Here is a 19,332-nt window from a genome sequence, read left to right on the forward strand (position 1 = left end):
TCGCAAGGCGGAGGGCCGCGGCTCGTACTGGACGTACTTGCGCGGTCCGACAACGCGGCGAGGTGCCGTGCCTGGGGGTACCTCCCTGGGGGTCCCCCCGGACGGAGTCTGGGGGAGGTAGCTGGGGGAGCGTCGCGACCCGGTGAACCTTGCCGGTCACAGCACTAGACCCCGGCCTCCGCCGCGATCCGCCCCGTCCGGACCGCCGCCACCAGGTCGGCGTGATCGGCCTCGGTCCGGTCCGCGTAGGCCACGGCGAAGGCCGCCATCGCCTCGTCCAGCTCCTCGTTCTTCCCGCAGTACCCGGCCAGCAGCCGCGGGTCGACGCTGTGCGCGTGTGCCCGGGCCAGCAGCGCCCCCGTCATCCGCCCGTAGTCGTCGATCTGGTCGACGGCCAGCGCCGCCGGATCCACACTGCCCTTGCGGTTGCGGAACTGCCGCACCTGGAAGGGCCGGCCCTCCACCGTGGTCCAGCCCAGCATGATGTCCGAGACCACCTGCATCCGCTTCTGCCCGGCCACCACCCGGCGTCCCTCGTGCTCCTCCGGCGGCGACACGAAGCCCAGCGCGGGCAGGTGCGGCAGCAGCACCGAGGGCCGCGCCTCCTTCACCTGGAGCACCAGCGGCTCGCCCCGGTGGTCCAGCAGCAGCACCACGTACGAACGGGTGCCGACGCTCCCGGTCCCCACCACGCGGAAGGCCACGTCGTGGATCGCGTACCGGGCCAGCAGCGGCAGCCGGTCCCCCTGGAGCGTGTGCAGGTACGGTCCCAGCGCGGCCGCCACGGCCTCCGCCTCCCCGTCCCCGACCCGGCGCAGCACCGGCAGCGCGTCCACGAACCGCCGGCTGCCGTCCGCCCCGCTCTCCGTCGACTTGGCCGCGAACCGCGCCGAGGTGTTGTTGCGGGCCTTCTCCGAGACCCGCTCCAGGGTGCCCAGCAGATCGCGGGCATCGGTGTGCGAGACCAGCTCCTCGTCCGCGATGGCGTTCCACGCGTCGAGCGCGGGCAGCCTGGCCAGCAGCCGCATGGTCCGCCGGTAGGCGCCCACCGAGTCCAGCGCGGCCGCCCGGCAGGTGTCCTCGTCCGCGCCCGCCACCCGGCCGGCCAGCACCAGCGAGGTCGCCAGCCGCTTCACGTCCCACTCCCACGGACCGAACACGGTCTCGTCGAAGTCGTTCAGGTCGATGACCAGCCGCCCGCGCGCGTCCCCGTACAGGCCGAAGTTCGCCGCGTGCGCGTCACCGCAGATCTGCGCGCCGACCCCGGTCACGGGGCCGCCGGACAGGTCGTGGGCCATCAGCCCGGCCGCCCCGCGCAGGAACGCGAAGGGATTCGCGGCCATCCGGCCCACCCGTATCGGCGTCAGCTCGGGAACCCGGCCGGCATTGGACTCCTCCACCGCCCGCACGGCGTCCGGGCGACCGGCCGGCGCCTCGAAGGCGGCGTGCGCCGCCCGCGGCACCCGTCCGCGCAGCGCCTTGCCCTCCTCCTTCGGCGAGCCCACCACCACCCGCGGCGCGAACCCCGTCACCTCCGGTATCCGCTGCCCCGCTACCGCCGCCATGCGCGCCGCCCCCACCCGTACGTTGATCGCTTCCGGAACGGGCTGACCGTATCTACAGCCCGGCGTCCCTGGCCAGCAGTGCGGCCTGCACCCGGTTCTCGCAGTCCAGCTTCGCCAGGATCCGGCTCACGTACGTCTTCACGGTCGCCTCGCTCATGTGCAGCCGCCGCCCCGCGTCCGCGTTCGACAGGCCCTCCCCCAGCAGCGCGAGGACCCCGCGCTCGCGTTCGCTCAGCGCCGCGACCTGGCGCCGGGCCTCCTCGCCGCGCGCCACGGCCTTCCCCGACGCCAGCTGGTCCACCACATGGCGCGTCGCCGACGGCGAGAGGTACGCGTCCCCGGCCGCAGCCGCCCGGACGGCGCCGATCAGCTCGCCCGGCGCCGAGTCCTTCAGCAGGAACCCCGCACCGCCCTGGCCCAGCGCCCGCAGCACGTTCTCCTTCTCCCCGAAGGTCGTCAGGATCAGCGCCCGCACCTCCGGCACGGCCCGCCCCAGCTCGCCCAGCGCCGTCAGCCCGTCCATCACCGGCATCTGGATGTCCAGCAGCACCACGTCCGGGGCGTGCGCGCGGGCCAGGTCCACCGCCTCCCGGCCGTTCGCCGCCTCCGCGACGACCTCGATGTCCGGCGCCGAGGTCAGGATCATCCTGATCCCGGCCCGGATCAGCGGCTCGTCATCGGCGATCACCACTCGGATCACTTCGGCTTGCACCCGCGCTCCTACTGCTTGACCTCGTAAGCCTGCTTGTCCACGAGCTTGCCGTCCTTGAAGCAGAACCGGAAAACCAGGTCGGTTCCCAGGGCGTTCGAGTCGTCCTCCGCCAGCAGCGCCAGGCACTGCGAGCCCTCCGGCCGCGGCGGCCCCTTGCGGTCCGCCCCGGCGGTCAGGAAGCTGTCGCCGCTCGGCAGCCGGTCGCGCACGGCCTGCTCCGGCTCGCCCACCTTCACCGCGTCGAACGCCTCCCGGTCGAGCATGGCGTCGCTCATCGAGCCCACCAGCAGGGCCATCACCGCGCCGACCACGATCACCATGAGCACCACCGCCGCGAAGGCGATGCCGCAGCCCAGCGCGAAGCCGCCGCTGCGGCTGCGCACCCGTACGGCCAGCTCCCGGTCCACCGCTTCCCAGTCCATCGGCGGCGCACCCCGCAGCCCCCGTGCCTGCGCCTGCTGCCCGAAGTCGTCGGCGACGTCCTCCACCCCGGCCGGCTCCGCCCCGTACGGCAGCACCCCGGCCACCCGGAACCCACCGCCCTCGGCCGCCCCCGCGTGCACCATCCCGCCGACCAGGCGGGCCCGCTCGCGCAGCCCCGTCAGCCCCTGCCCGCCCGACACCACCTCACCGGCCCCCGGACCGGCCGCCGGACCGTTGGCGATCTCCACCACCAGCGAGTCGTCCTCGTACCGCAGCTCCACCGTGATCGGGGCCCCCGGCGCGTGCTTGTACGCGTTCGTCAGCGCCTCCTGCACGATCCTGTACGCCGCGTGGTCGCAGGCCGCCACCAGCGGCCGCGGCTGACCCGACACGGACATCCGCACATCGGTCCCCGCGCCCCGCGCCGCCTCCACGACCCCCGTGATCCCGGCCACCCCGCGCGCCGCGGGCTGCGCCGCCTCCTCGACCGGCACCGGCGCCTCGACCCCGTCCCGCAGGATGCCCACGACCTCGCGCAGCTCGTGCATCGCCGCCACCGACGCCTGCCGCAGCACCCCCACCGCCTCGCGCTGGCGGTCGGTGAGCTTCGGATCCACCTCCAGCGCACCGGTGTGCACGGAGATCAGAGCCAGCTGGTGGCCGAGGCTGTCGTGCATGTCCTGGGCGATCCGCTGCCGCTCGCGCAGCCTCGCCTGCCCGGCGACCATGGCCCGCTCGCGCAGCAGCTGCCCGTTGCGCTCCTGGAGCGCCCGCAGCAGCGTCCTGCGCTGCGACCAGTACCGGCTGGCCAGACCCGGCATCACCGTCGTCGCCAGGAACATCAGCGTGGAGAACACGACCACCAGCAGCGGCTGCATCTGCGACCACTCGTGCAGGACGCTCAGGCCGACCGACGCGAGGAAGGCCAGCGTGAAGGCGGCCCCCGCCCGCCCCACCCCTACGATCCGGCGCCCCGCCGACCAGCCCAGCAGCCCCGTGATCAAGACCGTGCCGGGCAGGAACGCGCTCACCGCCGAACCCACCACGAGCGTCGTCGCCGGCATCCGCCGGCGCAGCAGGGTCAGCACCACCACGACCACGACGCTCGCCAGCATCCGCTGCCCGGAGCCGTTGTCGAGCTCCTCGACGCCCAGGCCGAGCAGGGCCAGGATCCCCGCGAGCGCCAGATCCCCCGCCAGCATCCGCCCGGTCCACGGCTCCGGCCCCCTCAGCCAGTCCCAGCCCGCACGCGTCATCGCCTTCGCATCCACCCGGCCGACCCTAGACACCCCCGCACACCGCCGGCAGCCCTCTTTCGTCGCGCCCCTCGCGACGAAAGTCGGACGCCCGGGTCAGCGACCCCGCACACCGGCCCTGACCACCCGTCAGCGGCGGCGCACACCGTGGCCTACGTCACCCCCACCGCCCACCCGCACCACCCGCACCGCCCCACCGGACCGGCCCGCGCACGTACAACACGAAACGGCCGCCACCGCTTTCGCGATGACGACCGTTTCGTCGATGTGGGCGAGGGGGGATTTGAACCCCCACGTCCCGAAGGACACTGGCACCTGAAGCCAGCGCGTCTGCCGTTCCGCCACTCGCCCGAGCAGCACCCCAGTGGATCTTCCCTTTCGGGCCGTTCCCCTGGCGACGTCGAAACATTAGCACGGAGAACGGGGTGGAATCACATCGCTTTCCCCCCGCCCCCGCACCCCGCCCGGGACGGCCCCTCCCGCACTCCGCTCCCGGTGCGGGACACTGTCCCTGGGGCGCCCCTACGATCCCTTGTGAGGACCAACACTCGTCCCCACAGGACCGATGGGGAACCACCCGAATCCGCCACGCGTGGATACGATCAGTAAGCAGTACAGGGCGACAACGACGGAGGAGGTGCCCCATGGGAGTTCTGAAGCGGTTCGAGCAGCGACTCGAAGGTCTGGTGAACGGCACCTTCGCCAAGGTGTTCAAGTCCGAGGTCCAGCCGGTGGAGATCGCCGGAGCCCTCCAGCGGGAGTGCGACAACAACGCCACCATCTGGAACCGCGAGCGGACCGTCGTCCCCAACGACTTCATCGTCGAACTCAGCGCCGGTGACTACGACCGCCTGAGCCCCTACTCCGGGCAGCTCGGCGACGAGCTCGCGGGCCTCGTCCGCGACTACGCCAAGCAGCAGCGCTACAGCTTCATGGGCCCCATCAAGGTCCACCTGGAGAAGGCCGACGACCTCGACACCGGGCTCTACCGGGTCCGCAGCCGCACCCTCGCCTCCAGCACCTCCCAGCCGCAGGCCCCCCAGGGCCGGCCGCAGGGCGGTCCGGCCGGCCAGGGCGGATACGGCTACCCCCCGGTCGCCGCCCCGCCCATGCCCAGCGCCCCGCCCCCCGGCGGACCCGGCGCCCGGCGGCCCGCCCCGAGCGGACCCGGCGCGGCAGCACCCGTACCGACCTCCGGCGCCCCACGGCGCCACTGGATCGAGATCAACGGCACCCGCCACCAGATCTCGCGCCCCACGCTCGTACTCGGCCGAAGCACGGAAGCCGACGTGCGGATCGACGACCCCGGCGTCTCGCGCCGGCACTGTGAGATCCGGACCGGAACGCCCTCGACGATCCAGGATCTCGGGTCCACCAACGGCATCGTGGTGGACGGGCAGCACACCACCCGCGCTACGCTCCGCGACGGCTCGCGGATCGTCGTGGGCAGTACCACCATCATTTACCGGCAAGCCGAAGGGTGAAGCGGGGGCAATGTCAGAGCTGACCCTGACGGTCATGCGGCTGGGTTTCCTAGCCGTTCTGTGGCTGTTCGTCATCGTGGCCGTCCAGGTCATTCGCAGCGACCTCTTCGGAACGAGAGTGACGCAGCGCGGCTCCCGCCGCGGCGGCGCGGGCAACACCCCGCAGCAGCCGGGGCGCCAGGCCGCGCCACCGCAGCAGCGCCAGCGCCGCGGTGCGCCCACCAAGCTCGTCGTCTCCGAGGGCACCCTCACGGGCACCACGGTGGCCCTCGCGGGCCAGACGATCACGCTGGGCCGCGCCCACGACTCGACCATCGTGCTGGACGACGACTACGCGTCCAGCCGCCATGCCAGGATCTACCCCGACCGTGACGGCCAGTGGATCGTCGAGGATCTCGGGTCCACCAACGGCACGTATCTCGACCGGACCCGGCTGACCACCCCGACGCCCATTCCGCCGGGCGCCCCGATCCGCATCGGGAAGACCGTCATCGAGCTGCGGAAGTAGTACGAGAATGAGCGAGCGGAGCGAGCGCGCGGCGGTGATCCGTCCCACCGAGGAAACGGACACGTGCGCGCTCCCGACCGGAGGGTGGGCAGTGTGGCTCGAGACCGGTTGTACCCGGAGCCGACCGGCGAGGTGCGCATGAGTCTGTCCCTGCGGTTCGCCGCCGGATCGCACAAAGGCATGATCCGCGAGGGGAACGAGGACTCCGGCTACGCCGGACCCCGCCTCCTCGCGATCGCCGACGGCATGGGAGGCCAGGCCGCCGGCGAGGTCGCGAGCTCCGAGGTGATCTCCACCCTCGTGCAGCTCGACGACGACGTCCCGGGCTCCGACATCCTCACCTCCCTCGCCACGGCCGTGCAGCGCGCCAACGACCAGCTGCGCGTCATGGTCGAGGAGGACCCCCAGCTCGAAGGCATGGGCACCACGCTCACCGCCCTGCTGTGGACCGGCCAGCGCCTCGGCCTCGTCCACGTCGGCGACTCCCGCGCCTACCTGCTCCGCGACGGCGTCCTCACCCAGATCACCCAGGACCACACCTGGGTGCAGCGCCTCGTCGACGAGGGCCGCATCACCGAAGAGGAAGCCACCACCCACCCGCAGCGCTCCCTCCTCATGCGGGCCCTCGGCAGCGGCGACATCGTCGAACCCGACCTCTCCATCCGCGAGGTCCGCGCCGGCGACCGCTACCTCATCTGCTCCGACGGCCTCTCCGGCGTGGTCTCCCACCAGACCCTCGAAGAGACCCTCGCCGACTACCACGGCCCCCGCGAGACCGTGCAGTCGCTGATCCAGCTCGCCCTGCGCGGCGGCGGACCCGACAACATCACCTGCATCGTCGCCGACGTCCTCGACACCGACAGCGGCGACACCCTCGCCGCCCAGGTCAGCGACACCCCGGTCGTCGTCGGCGCGGTCGCCGAGAACCAGCACCAGCTCTTCGACGGCGGCAACGCCATGCAGACCCCGGCCGGCCGCGCCTCCGGCCTCGGCCGCCAGGCCGCTCCGCCCGCCGGCGCCTTCGGCCCCCCCGGCAGCGGCGAGGCCAACGCCTACGGGTACGCCGACCAGGGCCAGGGCGGCGCGTACGGCAGCTTCGGCGAAGCCGACGCCTACGACGCCGACTCCGGGTACGAGGACACGTACGACCACCCCCGCCGGCGCCGCAGCAAAGGGCGCAAGTGGACCACCCGTACGCTGATCCTGCTCCTCGTCGCCGGCGTCGTCGGCGGCGGCGTCTACGCGGGCTGGCGCTGGACCCAGACCCAGTTCTACGTCGGCGTCAAGGGCGACCACGTCGCGCTCTTCCGCGGCATCAGCCCGAAGCTCGGACCGCTGGAGCTCTCCAAGGTGGAGACCGACCGCCCCGAGATCGAACTGAAGTACCTGCCGCCCTTCAAGCGGAAGCTCGTCGAGGCCACCATCAGCGAAGGCAAGCTCGACGTCGCCCGCGAGAAGCTCGACGACCTCGGCGTCCAGGTCTCCGCCTGCAAGAAGGACGAGGAACGCCGCAACGCCGAGGCGCAGAACCAGACACCGGGCTCCACTCTGACTCCCGCGGAGCAGCAAGTGGTCAGCCTCTGCGGCAAGCAGTAGACACTCGCGGGCACAGGGGGCCTGCCACACCATGAGCGTTGTCACCAACACGACCACCATCGGCGCCATCGAGCTGCCGAGCCGGCGGAACACCGAGCTCCTGCTGCTCGGCTTCGCCGTGGTCATCCCGATCTTCGCCTACGCCAACGTAGGCCTGTCGATCCACGGCAAGATGCCCCCCGGCATGCTGCTCTACGGCCTCGGCCTCGGCGCCCTCGCCGGGATCGCGCACCTCGTCGTACGCCGGTACGCCAAGTACGCCGACCCGCTGCTGCTGCCCCTGGCCACGCTCCTCAACGGCCTGGGCCTCGTCCTGATCTGGCGCCTCGACCAGTCCGAGCGGCTGCAGAACCTCGCCAAGCGCTCCTACGGCGCCTTCACCCCCTCCGCGCCCCGCCAGATGATGTACACGGCGGTCGCGATCGCCCTGTTCGCGGCCGTCCTGCTCATCCTCAAGGACCACCGCGTCCTGCAGCGCTTCACGTACATCTCCATGGCCGGCGCCCTGGTCCTGCTGATCCTGCCCGTCATCCCGGGCCTCGGCGCCGACGTCTTCGGCGCCAAGATCTGGATCAGCGTCGGAGGCTTCTCCATCCAGCCCGGCGAGTTCGCGAAGATCGTCATCGCGATCTTCTTCGCCGGCTACCTCATGGTGAAGCGCGACGCCCTCGCACTCGCCAGCCGCCGCTTCATGGGCCTCTACCTGCCGCGCGGCCGCGACCTCGGCCCGATCCTGATGATCTGGGCGATGAGCCTGCTCGTCCTGGTCTTCGAGAACGACCTCGGCACCTCGCTGCTCTTCTTCGGCATGTTCGTGATCATGCTGTACGTCGCCACCGAACGGACCAGCTGGATCGTCATCGGCCTGCTCATGTCCGTCGGCGGCGCGACCGTCGTCGGCGCCACCGCCAGCCACGTCAAGGTCCGCGTCAACGCCTGGCTCGACCCCTTCGCCTGCTACTCCAAGTCCGGAGCCTGCGAACAGGTCGGCCAGTCGATCATGAGCTTCGGCTCCGGCGGCGTCCTCGGCACCGGATGGGGACAGGGCAACTCCGACCTCATCGGCTTCGCCGCCAACTCCGACTTCATCTTCTCCACCGTCGGCGAAGAGCTCGGCCTCGCGGGCGTGATGGCCTTCCTCCTGCTCTACGGCCTCATCATCGAGCGGGGTGTCCGCACCGCCCTCGCCGCCCGCGACCCCTTCGGCAAGCTCTTCGCCATCGGCCTCTCCGGCGCCTTCGCCCTCCAGATCTTCGTCGTCGCCGGCGGAGTCATGGGCCTCATCCCCCTCACCGGCATGACGATGCCCTTCCTCGCCTCCGGCGGCTCCTCCGTCCTCGCGAACTGGATCCTCATCGCCATCCTCATCCGGATCAGCGACACCGCACGCCGACCTGCGCCGGCCCCCGCCCCGTCCCCCGACTCCGAGATGACCCAGGTGGTCCGCCCGTCATGAACAAGCCCCTGCGCCGCATCTCGCTGTTCTGCGGGCTGCTCGTCCTCGCGCTGCTGATCCGGACCAACTGGCTGCAGTACGTCCAGGCCGAGGAACTCAGCACCCGCAAGGAGAACCGCCGGGTCCAGATCGCCCAGTACGCCACCGAACGCGGCAACATCATCGTCGGGGGCGAGCCGATCACCGGCTCGGCGGTCACCGACGGCAGCGACTACAAGTACAAGCGGACCTACACGGACGGCCCCCTCTGGGCCCCCGTCACCGGGTACGCCTCGCAGGCCTTCGGCTCCACCCAGCTCGAATCCCTCGAAGACGGCATCCTCACCGGCAACGACGACCGGCTCTTCTTCGACCGCACCATCGGCATGTTCACCGGGGAGAAGAAGCAGGGCGGCAACGTCGTCACCACCCTGAACCCCGACGCCCAGAAGGCCGCCTTCAAGGCCCTCGGCAACAACAAGGGCGCGGCCGCCGCCATCGACCCGCGCACCGGCGCCATCCTCGCCCTGGTCTCCACCCCCTCGTACGACCCCTCCCGCTTCGCCGGCAACTCCAAGACCGACGAGAAGGCCTGGGTCGAACTGAAGGACAGCGAGGACAAGAACCTCGTCAACCGCGCCCTGCGCGAGACCTACCCGCCGGGCTCCACCTTCAAGGTCGTCACCGCCGCCGCCGCGCTCGAGAACGGCGTCGTCAAGGAGATCAACGACCCGACGGACACGCCGGAGCCGTACTTCCTGCCCGGCACCAAGACCGTGATGGAAAACCACGCCAAGGGCTGCGAGAAGGCCAGCCTCAACGAGGCCATGCGCGTGTCCTGCAACTCCGTCTTCGCGAACATGGGCGACAAGGTCACCCGCGACAAGATGGTGGAGACCGCCGAGAAGTTCGGCTTCAACAACGACAAGATCGACATCCCGGTCCGCGCCTTCGCCAGCGTCTACGACAAGAAGATGGGCAAGGACGGCAACGCCCTCAGCTCCATCGGCCAGTTCAACACCGCCGCGACGCCGCTCCAGATGGCCATGGTCACCGCCGCGATCGCCAACGACGGCAAACTGATGAAGCCGTACATGGTCGACCACCTCACCGCGCCCAACCTCGACGTCATCGAGAAGCACTCTCCGCAGGAGATGAGCCGGCCCCTCTCCGCCGCCAACGCCCAGAAGGTCCAGGAGATGATGGTCAACGTCGTCGAGAACGGCACCGGCACCAAGGCCAAGATCAAGAACGTCAAGGTCGGCGGCAAGACCGGCACCGCCCAGCACGGCGAGGGCAACAAGAAGCGCCCCTACGCCTGGTTCATCTCCTACGCCGAGAACCAGGACGGCACCTCGCCCGTCGCCGTCGCCGTCGTCATCGAGGACAGCGGCGCGGACCGCGAGGACATCAGCGGCGGCGGGCTCGCCGCCCCGGTCGCCCAAGCCGTCATGGAAGCCGTACTGAAGAGCCAGGGATGATCCAGAGATGACCCTGGGATGACGGGCCGCCGGAAGAGAGTGATCCACATCACTGATCCCGGCCGGATCCGAGCGTACGGTACCGGTCCAGTATCAGCCTGTGGCCACGAACCGATCACAGACGATCGGCCGGTAGCCTTTGCGCGAACAGCACACCGCCGGACCACACACAGGTGCGGTCGGGACTGACGGAGAGGGCTGCAACGTTATGGAAGAGCCGCGTCGCCTCGGCGGCCGGTACGAGCTGAGCCACGTGCTCGGCCGCGGTGGCATGGCCGAGGTCTACCTCGCCCACGACACCCGGCTCGGCCGTACCGTCGCCGTCAAGACCCTGCGCGCCGATCTCGCCCGCGACCCGTCCTTCCAGGCCCGGTTCCGGCGCGAGGCCCAGTCGGCCGCGTCGCTGAACCACCCGGCGATCGTCGCCGTCTACGACACCGGCGAGGACTACGTCGACAACATCTCCATCCCGTACATCGTGATGGAGTACGTCGACGGGTCCACCCTGCGCGAGCTGCTGCACTCCGGGCGCAAGCTGCTGCCCGAACGCACCCTGGAGATGTGCATCGGCATCCTCCAGGCCCTGGAGTACTCCCACCGCGCCGGCATCGTGCACCGCGACATCAAGCCCGCCAACGTGATGCTGACCCGCACCGGCCAGGTCAAGGTCATGGACTTCGGCATCGCCCGCGCCATGGGCGACTCCGGCATGACCATGACGCAGACGGCCGCCGTCATCGGCACCGCCCAGTACCTCTCCCCGGAACAGGCCAAGGGCGAGCAGGTCGACGCGCGCTCCGACCTCTACTCCGCCGGCTGCCTGCTCTACGAGCTGCTCAGCGTGCGGCCCCCGTTCATCGGCGACTCCCCCGTGGCCGTCGCCTACCAGCACGTACGGGAAGAACCGCAGCCGCCGTCGAACTTCGACCCCGAGATCACGCCCGAAATGGACGCGATCGTGCTGAAGGCGCTGGTCAAGGACCCCGACTACCGCTACCAGTCCGCCGACGAGATGCGCGCCGACATCGAGGCCTGCCTCGACGGCCAGCCCGTCGCCGCCACCGCCTCCATGGGCGCGGCCGGCTACGGCTACCCCGACCAGGGCCACGGCTACGGACACCAGGGCTACGACCAGCCCACCACCGCCCTGCGCGCCGCCGACTCCGGCCAGACCTCGATGATGCCGCCCACGCCCCCGGGCGACGGCGGCTACGGGTACGGCGACCAGGGCCACGGCGGCTACGACCAGGGGCCGCACCGCCGCCAGAAGAAGAGCAGGGTCTCCACGATCCTGCTGGTGACGGCCGGCATCCTCGTCCTGGTCGGCGCGATCCTCATCGGCCGCTCCCTCTTCAACGGCAACGCCGACAACCGGCCCGCCGTGCCCAAGCTCGTCGGCGCGCCCTTCGACCAGGCACAGAAGAGCGGCGACAACGTCGGCCTCAAGGTCGTCAAGGGCGCCGACGAACCCTGCGACCAGCCCAAGGGCAGCGTCTGCAAGCAGGACCCGGCGGCCGAGACCAAGGTCGCCAAGGGTTCCACGGTCACCGTGACGGTCTCCTCCGGCGCGCCCAAGGTGCTGGTCCCCGACGTGCTCAACCTCAAGTACGAAGAGGCCGAGAAGGCACTGAAGGACAAGGGCTTCCAGGTCGACCGCAAGCTCCAGGAGTCCGATCGCACCGCCGGGATCGTCCTCGACCAGACCCCCAAGGCCGGCGGCGAGGCGGAGAAGAACACCGTCATCACGCTGACCGTCGCCAAGGAGCAGTCCAAGGCGATCGTCCCGGACCTCAAGGGCAAGAGGCAGGACGACGCGGAGAAGGCCCTCAAGGCCGTCAAGCTGAAGCTCGGCTCCGTCACCGAGGTCGACTTCCCCGGAGCCGCCCCGAAGACCGTCATCGAGCAGCAGTACCAGCCCAATGAACAGCTCGAGGTGGGCAAGACGGTCAACATCACGATCGCCAAGGCCGTGCAGCAGACCCAGGTACCGAACCTGGCGGGCAAGACCGTGGCCCAGGCGAAGGTGGAACTGGCCTCCAGGGGCCTGACCTTCGGCATGGTCCTCAACGGCCCGACGGACGACAACGCGATCGTGCTGCGCTCGGACCCCGGCGCCGGCACCCCGGCCAACACCGGCCAGGCGGTCAACGTCTTCACGATGCAGGGCGGCCAGCAGGACGGCGGCAACGGCATCTTCGGCGGCCTGACCGGCGGCCCCCGGTAGAAGCAACAACCGAGGTCCGGCCCTTCTCCACGGAGAAGGGCCGGACCTTTTTGCGTACGTGTCTTCATATGTACGAATTCGTTAACCCGGATGGGGGTGGGGTATTGGGCTCCGCCCGGGAGGGACGGATCATGATCAACGAATCGGTGCTGCTGGAATCCCGGACCTTGCGGACGAGCGTGCTGGAACGGACAGACGTTCTCGACAAGGTGAAGGTTCTGTCGCTGCTGCCGGACGGTCTGCACGTGACGACGGCGATGGTGGCGGCCTACTTCGAAGTCGCGGAGGAGGTTGTCAACCGGCTGCGCCAGCGGCACCGCGAGGAACTCACCGCGAACGGCATGCGCACCCTCAAGGGCGCTGACCTGGAAGGTTTTGAAAGAGACAACCTGTCTCTTTCAAACGAGAGTTATCCACAGGGTCGTGGTGGGCGGATTCACCTGGCCGTCTACACCCGACGGACCATCCTCAACGTGGCGATGCTGCTGCGTGACAGCAAGGTTGCTCGCAGCGTTCGCACCTACCTGCTCGACCGCGAGCAATCGTCCCGGCCGCAGCCCGTCCCCAACGACATCGAATCGCTCGACGAGCGGATCACCCGGCTCAGCGAGGCGAGCTTCACCAAGCTGCTGGGCAGGACCGTCGTCCCCATGCTCAGCGCCCTCGTCGAGGCCTCCGCCGAACAGCGCAGGGACCTCCTCAGCCTCCGCAATGACGTCGAGCAGATCCAGCTGAAGCTGGTCGAGCACGACCTCGCGCTCAGCCGGCTCCAGCGCGGACAGGACGTGAAGGCCCTCACCGGGGTGATCGGGACCATCGACGCCATGAACTGGAGGGAGTTCGAGCTCCACGTCGCCGGGCTGCTGCGCCGCGACGGCTGCACCGACGTGGAGGTGTACGGCGGTCACGGCGGCGACCGTGGCGTCGACATCACCGCCCGCACCGCCGACGGCCGCACGGTCGCCGTCCAGTGCAAGAACTTCGCCCCGTTCCGCCATGTCCTCAGCGGCGAGATGCAGAAGTTCCTCGGTGCGTCGAAGGTCCTCCACCAGGCCGATGTGGCCCTCTATGTGGCCACGTGCGCCTTCACACGCGAAGCCCTGGCCATCGCCGCCCAGGGAGGCGTCACAGCCGTCCACAGGGGCCTCCTGGAGGCCTGGAGCGCGGGAGTCCAGCTCCAGGTCCTGCGCTGATTGAGAGTGACAAGGTGTCACGCTCAAACGGACTTATCCACAGCCCCTGTAACTGAGCTCCTTGAGGGAGCTCAGTTACACAACGTAACCACCGTCAGCGCAGCTCCGCCGGCAGCGTCCGCTTCGCGTCCACCTTCTCCGTGCGGACCAGCTCGCCCCACACCACGTACCGGTACTTCGACGTGTACACCGGCGTGCACGTGGTCAGCGTGATGTAGCGACCCGAGGTCGTCCTGCCCGACTCCTTCGGGACCGGGTTGATCACGTCCACGTTGTACTTCGACGTCTGACGCAGCTCGGCGAAGACCTTGTACACGTACCAGGTGTCCTTGGTTTCGAAGACGATCGCGTCGCCGTTCTTCACCTTGTCGATGTTGTGGAACTTGGCGCCGTGCCCGTCCCGGTGCGCGGCCAGCGAGAAGTTCCCCTTCTCGTCCCACGGCAGCGCCGACTTCACCGGCTGCGTGTAGTAGCCCGCGACTCCGTCGTCGAGGACGTCCGGGTCCGTGCCCGGCTTGACCAGCACCTCGCCGTTCTTCATCGCCGGTACGTGCAGGAACCCGATGCCGTCCTTGGTGTCCAGCGCGCCCGGGGCCGCCGACTGGGCCGGGGTCTGCGTCTGCCACTGCTGGCGGATCTCGTCGCCCCGCGCCGACGCCTGCCGGTCCGCGAGGACGTTCGTCCACCACAGCGAGTACGCCACGAACAGGCCCAGCACCAGGCCCAACGTGATCAGGAGTTCGCCCAGCAGGCTCAGGAACCCGGCGAGCACACTGCGGCTGCCGGCGGGCGGAGCCGCGGCGCGGCGGCGTCGGGCACGAGACACTGCTGATTCGTCCTTAGGGCGGCTACTAGCTGGTCAGCGCGGGCGGGGGGCCCTGGCTGCGGGGGCGTTCATCGGTCATCCTGCCCCATACGATCATCCGGTAGGTGCTGGTGAACTCCGGGGTGCAGGTCGTCAGCGTGATGTACCGGCCCGCCGAGGTGAATCCCGATCCCTCCGGCACCGGCTTCAGCACCGACACGTTCGTCGGCGGCGTCTGCGCCAGCGTGGAGGTCATCTCGTACGTGTAGTACGCGTCCCGCGTCTCGACCACGACGGGATCCCCCGGCACCAGCCGGTTGATGTAGCGGAACGGCTCGCCGTGGGTGTTGCGGTGGCCCGCCACCGCGAAGTTGCCCTGCGCGTCCGCCGGCATCGCCGTCTTCAGCGCACCTTCGCCGTAGTGCCCGACCATCCCCCGGTCCAGCACCTTCGGCTTGCTGATCCCCTCCGCGACCGGCACCTTCACGTCCAGCTTCGGGATGTACAGGATCGCGAAGCCCTGCCCCGGCTCGAACGCCGACACCGCCGGCGCGCCGGCCCCGCCCGCGCCGGCCCCCGGGTCCCGCTGCCACGTCTGCTGGAGCGAGCCCGCGGCCCCGTTCGCCGTCCGCTCCGCCACGATGTTCGTGTACCAGAGCTGGTAGGCGACGAACAGCAGCATCACCAGGCCCAGTGTGATGAACAGTTCCCCGCCCAGCCGGCTCGCGACCACCAAGGGGCCACCCGAAGCCGGCCGCCTGCGGCGCCGCCCGCCCCGCCTCCGGGTCTGCCGGGCGGCCCGCTTCGCGGCCTCCTGAGCTGCCCTGCGCCGCGCGGCCCGGCCCCCTGTGGGCGCGGACGGCGCGAGCGCGGTCACGCGACGGCCTTGCCCACCACCGGGGCCAGCCCCACCGAGCGCTCCACGGCACCCGCGTCACCGCACCGCACCAGCCAGTTCGCGAGCATCCGGTGGCCCCACTCCGTCAGCACCGACTCGGGGTGGAACTGCACACCCTCCACGTCGTGCTCCCGGTGCCGCAGGCCCATGATGATCCCGTCCTCGGTGCGCGCCGTGACCTCCAGCTCGTCGGGCAGGGTCTGCGGTTCGGCGGCGAGGGAGTGGTAGCGGGTCGCGGTGAACGGCGACGGCAGGCCGGCGAAGACGCCGAGGCCCTCGTGCACCACCGGCGAGGTCTTGCCGTGCAGCAGCTCCGGAGCCCGGTCCACGACCCCTCCGTACGCCACCGCCATCGACTGCATGCCGAGGCAGACGCCGAAGACCGGAACGCCCGTCTGCGCGCAGTGGCGGACCATGTCGACGCAGACCCCCGCCTCTTCCGGCGTCCCCGGCCCGGGGGAGAGCAGCACGCCGTCGAAGCCGTCCTGCGCGTGCGAGAGCTCGACCTCGTCGTTGCGCAGCACCTCGCATTCGGCGCCGAGCTGGTAGAGGTACTGGACCAGGTTGAAGACAAAGCTGTCGTAGTTGTCTACAACCAGAATGCGCGCGCTCACGGAGTGGCTCCCGATCCCTCGTCCACCGTCACATCGTTGAACGGAAGGAGCGGCTCGGCCCACGGGAAGACGTACTGGAACAGCACGAACACCACCGCGAGGACCAGTACGAGTGAGATCAGCGCGCGCACCCACGCGTTGCCCGGCAGATGCCGCCAGATCCAGCCGTACATTCCGTCCGCATCCCTTTCGCTCCACGCACCGCAGGGGCGGTACGCGAACAGACTAAAGGCAGCGGCCCGGCCGGGTGGGTCACCTCGGCAAACCCTCCGGCCCGCCCTGCCCCACGAGGCGCGTCGCGGTCAGCTCCGCCCACACGACCAGCCGGTGGCTGTGGCCCCATTCGGGGTCGCAGGTCGTCAGCGTGAGATACCGGCCGGGCGCCGTGAACGGCGATTTCCGGGGCACCGGGTCGACCACCCCGACGTCCGTCGGCAGGGTGCGCAGCGGCCCGCCGCGCACCGTGTACGTGTACCAGGTCGTCGCGTCCTTGAGGATCACGGCGTCCCCGGGGCGCAGTTCGGGGAAGTCCTTGAAGGGGTCTCCGTAGGTGCGCCGGTGGCCCGCGACCGAGAAGTTCCCGGTGGCGCCGAGCGGGGCGGTGCCGGCGTAGTGGCCGAGGCCCTTCTTCAGCAGCTCGGTGCCCGTGCCCTCCAGGACGGGCTTGTTCCAGTCCGGGCCGAAGCGGGGGACGTACATCTCGGCGAAGGCCCTGCCGGCCGGATAGCCCTCCGGCGGCGCGGGCCGGAACGTCTCCGGCAGTGGCGCGCCGGCCGGGGCGGTGGCCGGGGCGCCGGCCGGGGCCGAAGCCCAGTGGTCGCGCAGCCGGGCCATCTCGCCGTCCATGGCCCGGTCGGCCTTGACCCCGGTCCACAGCAGGACGTAGGCGACGAACAGCACGATCAGCGTGCCCGCCGTCAGACACACCTCGCTGAACGTCCGTACCACCACGCGGAGTACGACGTCAGGGCGAACTCGTCTCGGAGGAAGGGGCCAGCGGCTTCGCATAGTGGAGGTCCACTGTGCCGGAGTAGCCGGGAAGTGTCAGCGCCTTGTGCTCGTCCACTTTCCAGCCGAGCCCGTACGCGTTCACGTACAGCTGGTAGTTCTGCAGGGCCGGGGAGGCGGCGAGGGCCTTGCGCAGCGCGCCCGGGTCGCCGACCGCCGAGACCTTGTACGGCGGCGAGTACACCCGGCCCTGGAGGATCAGGGTGTTGCCGACGCAGCGGACCGCGCTGGTGGAGATCAGCCGCTGGTCCATGACCTGGATGCCCTGGGCTCCGCCCTGCCAGAGGGCGTTCACCACGGCCTGGAGGTCCTGCTGGTGGATCACCAGGTCGTTGGGCTGCGGCTCGGGGACGTTGGGGATGCGGGCGGTGGCGTTCGGCGGGGCGTCGTTGAGGGTGACGGTCAGGCCCTTGCCGGACAGCTCCTCGGTGCCCGACGCCGCGCGCAGAGCGGCCAGCTTGGCGTCCTCGGCCTTGGTGCTGCCGTCGTCGCGCTCGGCGAGGGCGTCCACCCGTCGGCGTACCGGGCCGAGGCTCTCCTCCAGCTCCGCGTTGCTCTGACTGCGCTCCTCGATGAGGTCCGACAGCTTGAGGAGCGAGGCGTCCGTCCGGATGTTCGTACCCTTGGAGGTGTTGAAACTGGTGACGAAGAGCAGCCCGGCGAGGGCGAAGACGGCGGCCGTCAGCAGCCGGACCGGTCTGGCCCGGCGGCGGGGACCCGCGGAGGAGTCGTCGGAATTGCTCAACGTACCCTTCTCCTTCAACGCCACAGGTCCACTACGCTAACGGACGCCCGGGGCAGGCAAGGTCCCCAGCGCATCGACAGGAGAGCCCCTCGTGCCGAAGTCACGTATCCGCAAGAAGGACGACTACACGCCTCCGCCCACGCGGACGCCGCAGTCCATCAGGCTGACGAACCGCAGCTGGGTCGCTCCGGTGATGCTGGCACTCTTCCTGATCGGACTCGCGTGGATCGTCGTCTTCTACGTGACCGAAACCCAGCTGCCCATCGAGGCACTGCACAATTGGAACATTGTGGTCGGTTTCGGATTTATCGCAGCGGGATTCGGCGTATCCACGCAGTGGAAGTAGCACCAAGCGCCCGCTGAGGGAAGCTCTCCCCATGAGTTATCCACAGCGTCATCCACACCTGAGGAAAAGACAGAAGATCTGTGGATAACTCTGTGGAGAGTTGACGCCGGTGTGATCAGGTGAGTTCCGCGGTACGGAGCAGAATCACCGCTGCCGCCAGGAGGAACACGACCACGCACGTCCCCCACTGGATGAGTGTGCGATTCCTGCCGGCGGCGGGCCGGAGCATGCCCAGACCCACCAGGGCGCCGGTGACCAGCCCGCCCACGTGCGCCTGCCAGGACACGGTGAGGCCGCCGCCGATCGGCACGAAGGTCAGCACCAGCATCAGCACGACCATGGTGATCACCGGCCGCATCTCGTAGCGCAGCCGGCGGGCGAGGACCACGGTGGCGCCGAGCAGGCCGAAGACCGCGCCCGAGGCCCCGAGGGTCGGGGTGTTCGGCTCGGTCAGCAGATAGACGAGGGCGCTGGCGCCGAGGCCCGAGAGCAGGTAGACGGCGAGATAGCGGGACCGGCCCAGCGCCGCTTCCAGCGGGCCGCCGATCACCCACAGGCCGATCATGTTGCCGATGATGTGCCACCACTCGACGTGCAGGAACACCGAGGTCAGCAGGCGGTAGTACTGGCCGGTGGACACCCCTTCGACGGGGGCGCCGAAGAATTCCACGTACCGGCCGAGCAGCTCCAGCTGGACCACGACCGCCGGCGCCACCAGGCCCGCCAGGAAAACGGCGGCATTGATGCCGATGAGGGTCTTGGTGACCAGGTGGGGATCGGCGGCGACCACCCCGCCCGCGATGTTGCGCGGCGCGTTGGCGGTCGGCCGGTGCCCGGTGCCGGAGCCCTCGCGGACGCATTCGGGGCACTGGAAGCCGACCGAGGCGCTGATCATGCACTCGGGGCAGATGGGGCGCTCGCAGCGGGTGCAGCTGATCCCCGTGTCGCGGTCCGGGTGGCGGTAGCAGCCCGGCAGACGGTCGGTGTCCATCGGTTCCCTCGGTCGGCGGCGAGGCGCGGGCACGCCCCGCCGGTCCGG

General features: G+C 70.2%; 17 protein-coding genes, 1 tRNA gene and 1 pseudogene. 8 read left to right on the forward strand and 11 right to left on the reverse strand.

Translation table 11 applies throughout. The features are described 5' to 3' along the window. Nucleotides 1-164: 164 nt before the first annotated feature. From ACGFYQ_RS16195 to ACGFYQ_RS16210, 4 genes are all read right to left on the reverse strand, one after another. Nucleotides 165-1,565 carry a DUF2252 domain-containing protein gene (locus tag ACGFYQ_RS16195; protein ID WP_393744250.1) on the reverse strand — a complete coding sequence of 467 codons (1,401 nt, stop codon included), beginning with the start codon at nucleotides 1,563-1,565 and terminating at the stop codon, nucleotides 165-167. Nucleotides 1,566-1,617: 52 nt separating this feature from the next. Beyond that, nucleotides 1,618-2,265 carry a response regulator gene (locus tag ACGFYQ_RS16200; protein ID WP_393744696.1) on the reverse strand — a complete coding sequence of 216 codons (648 nt, stop codon included), beginning with the start codon at nucleotides 2,263-2,265 and terminating at the stop codon, nucleotides 1,618-1,620. A gap of 20 nt (nucleotides 2,266-2,285) precedes the next feature. After that, complete coding sequence (locus tag ACGFYQ_RS16205; RefSeq protein ID WP_393744698.1) at nucleotides 2,286-3,956, reverse strand: sensor histidine kinase; 1,671 nt, start codon at nucleotides 3,954-3,956, stop codon at nucleotides 2,286-2,288. Between the two features lie 268 nt (nucleotides 3,957-4,224). Then, nucleotides 4,225-4,307 (reverse strand) — tRNA-Leu (locus tag ACGFYQ_RS16210). Between the two features lie 293 nt (nucleotides 4,308-4,600). Here ACGFYQ_RS16210 and ACGFYQ_RS16215 point away from each other — a divergent pair. The 7 genes from ACGFYQ_RS16215 (at nucleotide 4,601) to ACGFYQ_RS16245 (ending at nucleotide 13,877) form a co-directional block, all read left to right on the forward strand. Next, nucleotides 4,601-5,440, forward strand: coding sequence for an FhaA domain-containing protein (locus tag ACGFYQ_RS16215; RefSeq protein ID WP_393744252.1), 840 nt, complete (start codon nucleotides 4,601-4,603; stop codon nucleotides 5,438-5,440). 10 nt (nucleotides 5,441-5,450) lie between these two features. Next, entirely contained in the window at nucleotides 5,451-5,948 is a 498-nt protein-coding gene (locus ACGFYQ_RS16220) for an FHA domain-containing protein (protein ID WP_393744254.1), read from the forward strand. 138 nt (nucleotides 5,949-6,086) lie between these two features. Next, complete coding sequence (locus ACGFYQ_RS16225; RefSeq protein ID WP_393744256.1) at nucleotides 6,087-7,544, forward strand: PP2C family protein-serine/threonine phosphatase; 1,458 nt, start codon at nucleotides 6,087-6,089, stop codon at nucleotides 7,542-7,544. Nucleotides 7,545-7,575: 31 nt separating this feature from the next. After that, nucleotides 7,576-9,000 (forward strand): FtsW/RodA/SpoVE family cell cycle protein, encoded by a 1,425-nt coding sequence (locus ACGFYQ_RS16230; RefSeq protein ID WP_393744258.1) that lies wholly within the window; start codon nucleotides 7,576-7,578, stop codon nucleotides 8,998-9,000. Further along, nucleotides 8,997-10,460 (forward strand): peptidoglycan D,D-transpeptidase FtsI family protein, encoded by a 1,464-nt coding sequence (locus ACGFYQ_RS16235; RefSeq protein ID WP_393744260.1) that lies wholly within the window; start codon nucleotides 8,997-8,999, stop codon nucleotides 10,458-10,460. Before ACGFYQ_RS16230 ends, ACGFYQ_RS16235 begins: the two co-directional genes overlap by 4 nt. A gap of 208 nt (nucleotides 10,461-10,668) precedes the next feature. Further along, nucleotides 10,669-12,684, forward strand: a complete 2,016-nt coding sequence (gene pknB / locus ACGFYQ_RS16240) for a Stk1 family PASTA domain-containing Ser/Thr kinase (protein ID WP_393744262.1) — start codon at nucleotides 10,669-10,671, stop codon at nucleotides 12,682-12,684. 131 nt (nucleotides 12,685-12,815) lie between these two features. Further along, nucleotides 12,816-13,877, forward strand: a complete 1,062-nt coding sequence (locus tag ACGFYQ_RS16245; RefSeq protein WP_393744264.1) for a restriction endonuclease — start codon at nucleotides 12,816-12,818, stop codon at nucleotides 13,875-13,877. Nucleotides 13,878-13,971: 94 nt separating this feature from the next. Here ACGFYQ_RS16245 and ACGFYQ_RS16250 read toward each other — a convergent pair whose 3' ends face one another. The 6 genes and pseudogenes from ACGFYQ_RS16250 to ACGFYQ_RS16275 all read right to left on the reverse strand — a co-directional run bounded on the left by ACGFYQ_RS16250 (nucleotide 13,972) and on the right by ACGFYQ_RS16275 (nucleotide 17,947). Continuing rightward, nucleotides 13,972-14,703 (reverse strand): class E sortase, encoded by a 732-nt coding sequence (locus tag ACGFYQ_RS16250; protein WP_393744266.1) that lies wholly within the window; start codon nucleotides 14,701-14,703, stop codon nucleotides 13,972-13,974. A gap of 25 nt (nucleotides 14,704-14,728) precedes the next feature. Further along, nucleotides 14,729-15,415: pseudogene (locus tag ACGFYQ_RS16255) on the reverse strand (class E sortase); the annotation flags it as partial. 140 nt (nucleotides 15,416-15,555) lie between these two features. After that, a complete protein-coding gene (locus tag ACGFYQ_RS16260) occupies nucleotides 15,556-16,194 on the reverse strand; it encodes an aminodeoxychorismate/anthranilate synthase component II (RefSeq protein WP_393744268.1) in 639 nt (212 codons plus the stop codon). Next, a complete protein-coding gene (locus tag ACGFYQ_RS16265; protein ID WP_030011120.1) occupies nucleotides 16,191-16,367 on the reverse strand; it encodes a hypothetical protein in 177 nt (58 codons plus the stop codon). Before ACGFYQ_RS16265 ends, ACGFYQ_RS16260 begins: the two co-directional genes overlap by 4 nt. Before the next feature lie 79 nt (nucleotides 16,368-16,446). Beyond that, entirely contained in the window at nucleotides 16,447-17,202 is a 756-nt protein-coding gene (locus ACGFYQ_RS16270; RefSeq protein WP_393744271.1) for a class E sortase, read from the reverse strand. Then, nucleotides 17,159-17,947: a DUF881 domain-containing protein gene (locus ACGFYQ_RS16275; RefSeq protein ID WP_393744273.1), complete on the reverse strand. Its 789-nt coding sequence runs from the start codon at nucleotides 17,945-17,947 to the stop codon at nucleotides 17,159-17,161. Before ACGFYQ_RS16275 ends, ACGFYQ_RS16270 begins: the two co-directional genes overlap by 44 nt. A gap of 91 nt (nucleotides 17,948-18,038) precedes the next feature. Here ACGFYQ_RS16275 and crgA point away from each other — a divergent pair, with 91 nt between their 5' ends. After that, nucleotides 18,039-18,293, forward strand: coding sequence for a cell division protein CrgA (gene crgA / locus ACGFYQ_RS16280; RefSeq protein ID WP_362389459.1), 255 nt, complete (start codon nucleotides 18,039-18,041; stop codon nucleotides 18,291-18,293). A 115-nt stretch (nucleotides 18,294-18,408) separates the two neighbouring features. On the opposite strand, the gene ACGFYQ_RS16285 is transcribed toward crgA, so the two are convergent. Further along, on the reverse strand, nucleotides 18,409-19,284 hold the full coding sequence (locus ACGFYQ_RS16285; protein ID WP_393744275.1) for a rhomboid family intramembrane serine protease: 876 nt from the start codon (nucleotides 19,282-19,284) through the stop codon (nucleotides 18,409-18,411). Nucleotides 19,285-19,332 lie beyond the last annotated feature (48 nt).

It is taken from the genome of Streptomyces sp. NPDC048258 (assembly GCF_043201995.1).
GTDB lineage: Bacteria > Actinomycetota > Actinomycetes > Streptomycetales > Streptomycetaceae > Streptomyces.

Coding starts and splice junctions, on each gene's coding strand:
- ACGFYQ_RS16195 (WP_393744250.1), bottom strand. CDS start 1,565: ATGGCGGCGGTAGCGGGGCAGCGGATACCGGAGGTGACGGGGTTCGCG.
- ACGFYQ_RS16205 (WP_393744698.1), bottom strand. CDS start 3,956: ATGACGCGTGCGGGCTGGGACTGGCTGAGGGGGCCGGAGCCGTGGACC.
- ACGFYQ_RS16215 (WP_393744252.1), top strand. CDS start 4,601: ATGGGAGTTCTGAAGCGGTTCGAGCAGCGACTCGAAGGTCTGGTGAAC.
- ACGFYQ_RS16220 (WP_393744254.1), top strand. CDS start 5,451: ATGTCAGAGCTGACCCTGACGGTCATGCGGCTGGGTTTCCTAGCCGTT.
- ACGFYQ_RS16225 (WP_393744256.1), top strand. CDS start 6,087: ATGAGTCTGTCCCTGCGGTTCGCCGCCGGATCGCACAAAGGCATGATC.
- ACGFYQ_RS16230 (WP_393744258.1), top strand. CDS start 7,576: ATGAGCGTTGTCACCAACACGACCACCATCGGCGCCATCGAGCTGCCG.
- ACGFYQ_RS16235 (WP_393744260.1), top strand. CDS start 8,997: ATGAACAAGCCCCTGCGCCGCATCTCGCTGTTCTGCGGGCTGCTCGTC.
- pknB (WP_393744262.1), top strand. CDS start 10,669: ATGGAAGAGCCGCGTCGCCTCGGCGGCCGGTACGAGCTGAGCCACGTG.
- ACGFYQ_RS16245 (WP_393744264.1), top strand. CDS start 12,816: ATGATCAACGAATCGGTGCTGCTGGAATCCCGGACCTTGCGGACGAGC.
- ACGFYQ_RS16265 (WP_030011120.1), bottom strand. CDS start 16,367: ATGTACGGCTGGATCTGGCGGCATCTGCCGGGCAACGCGTGGGTGCGC.
- ACGFYQ_RS16270 (WP_393744271.1), bottom strand. CDS start 17,202: ATGCGAAGCCGCTGGCCCCTTCCTCCGAGACGAGTTCGCCCTGACGTC.
- ACGFYQ_RS16285 (WP_393744275.1), bottom strand. CDS start 19,284: ATGGACACCGACCGTCTGCCGGGCTGCTACCGCCACCCGGACCGCGAC.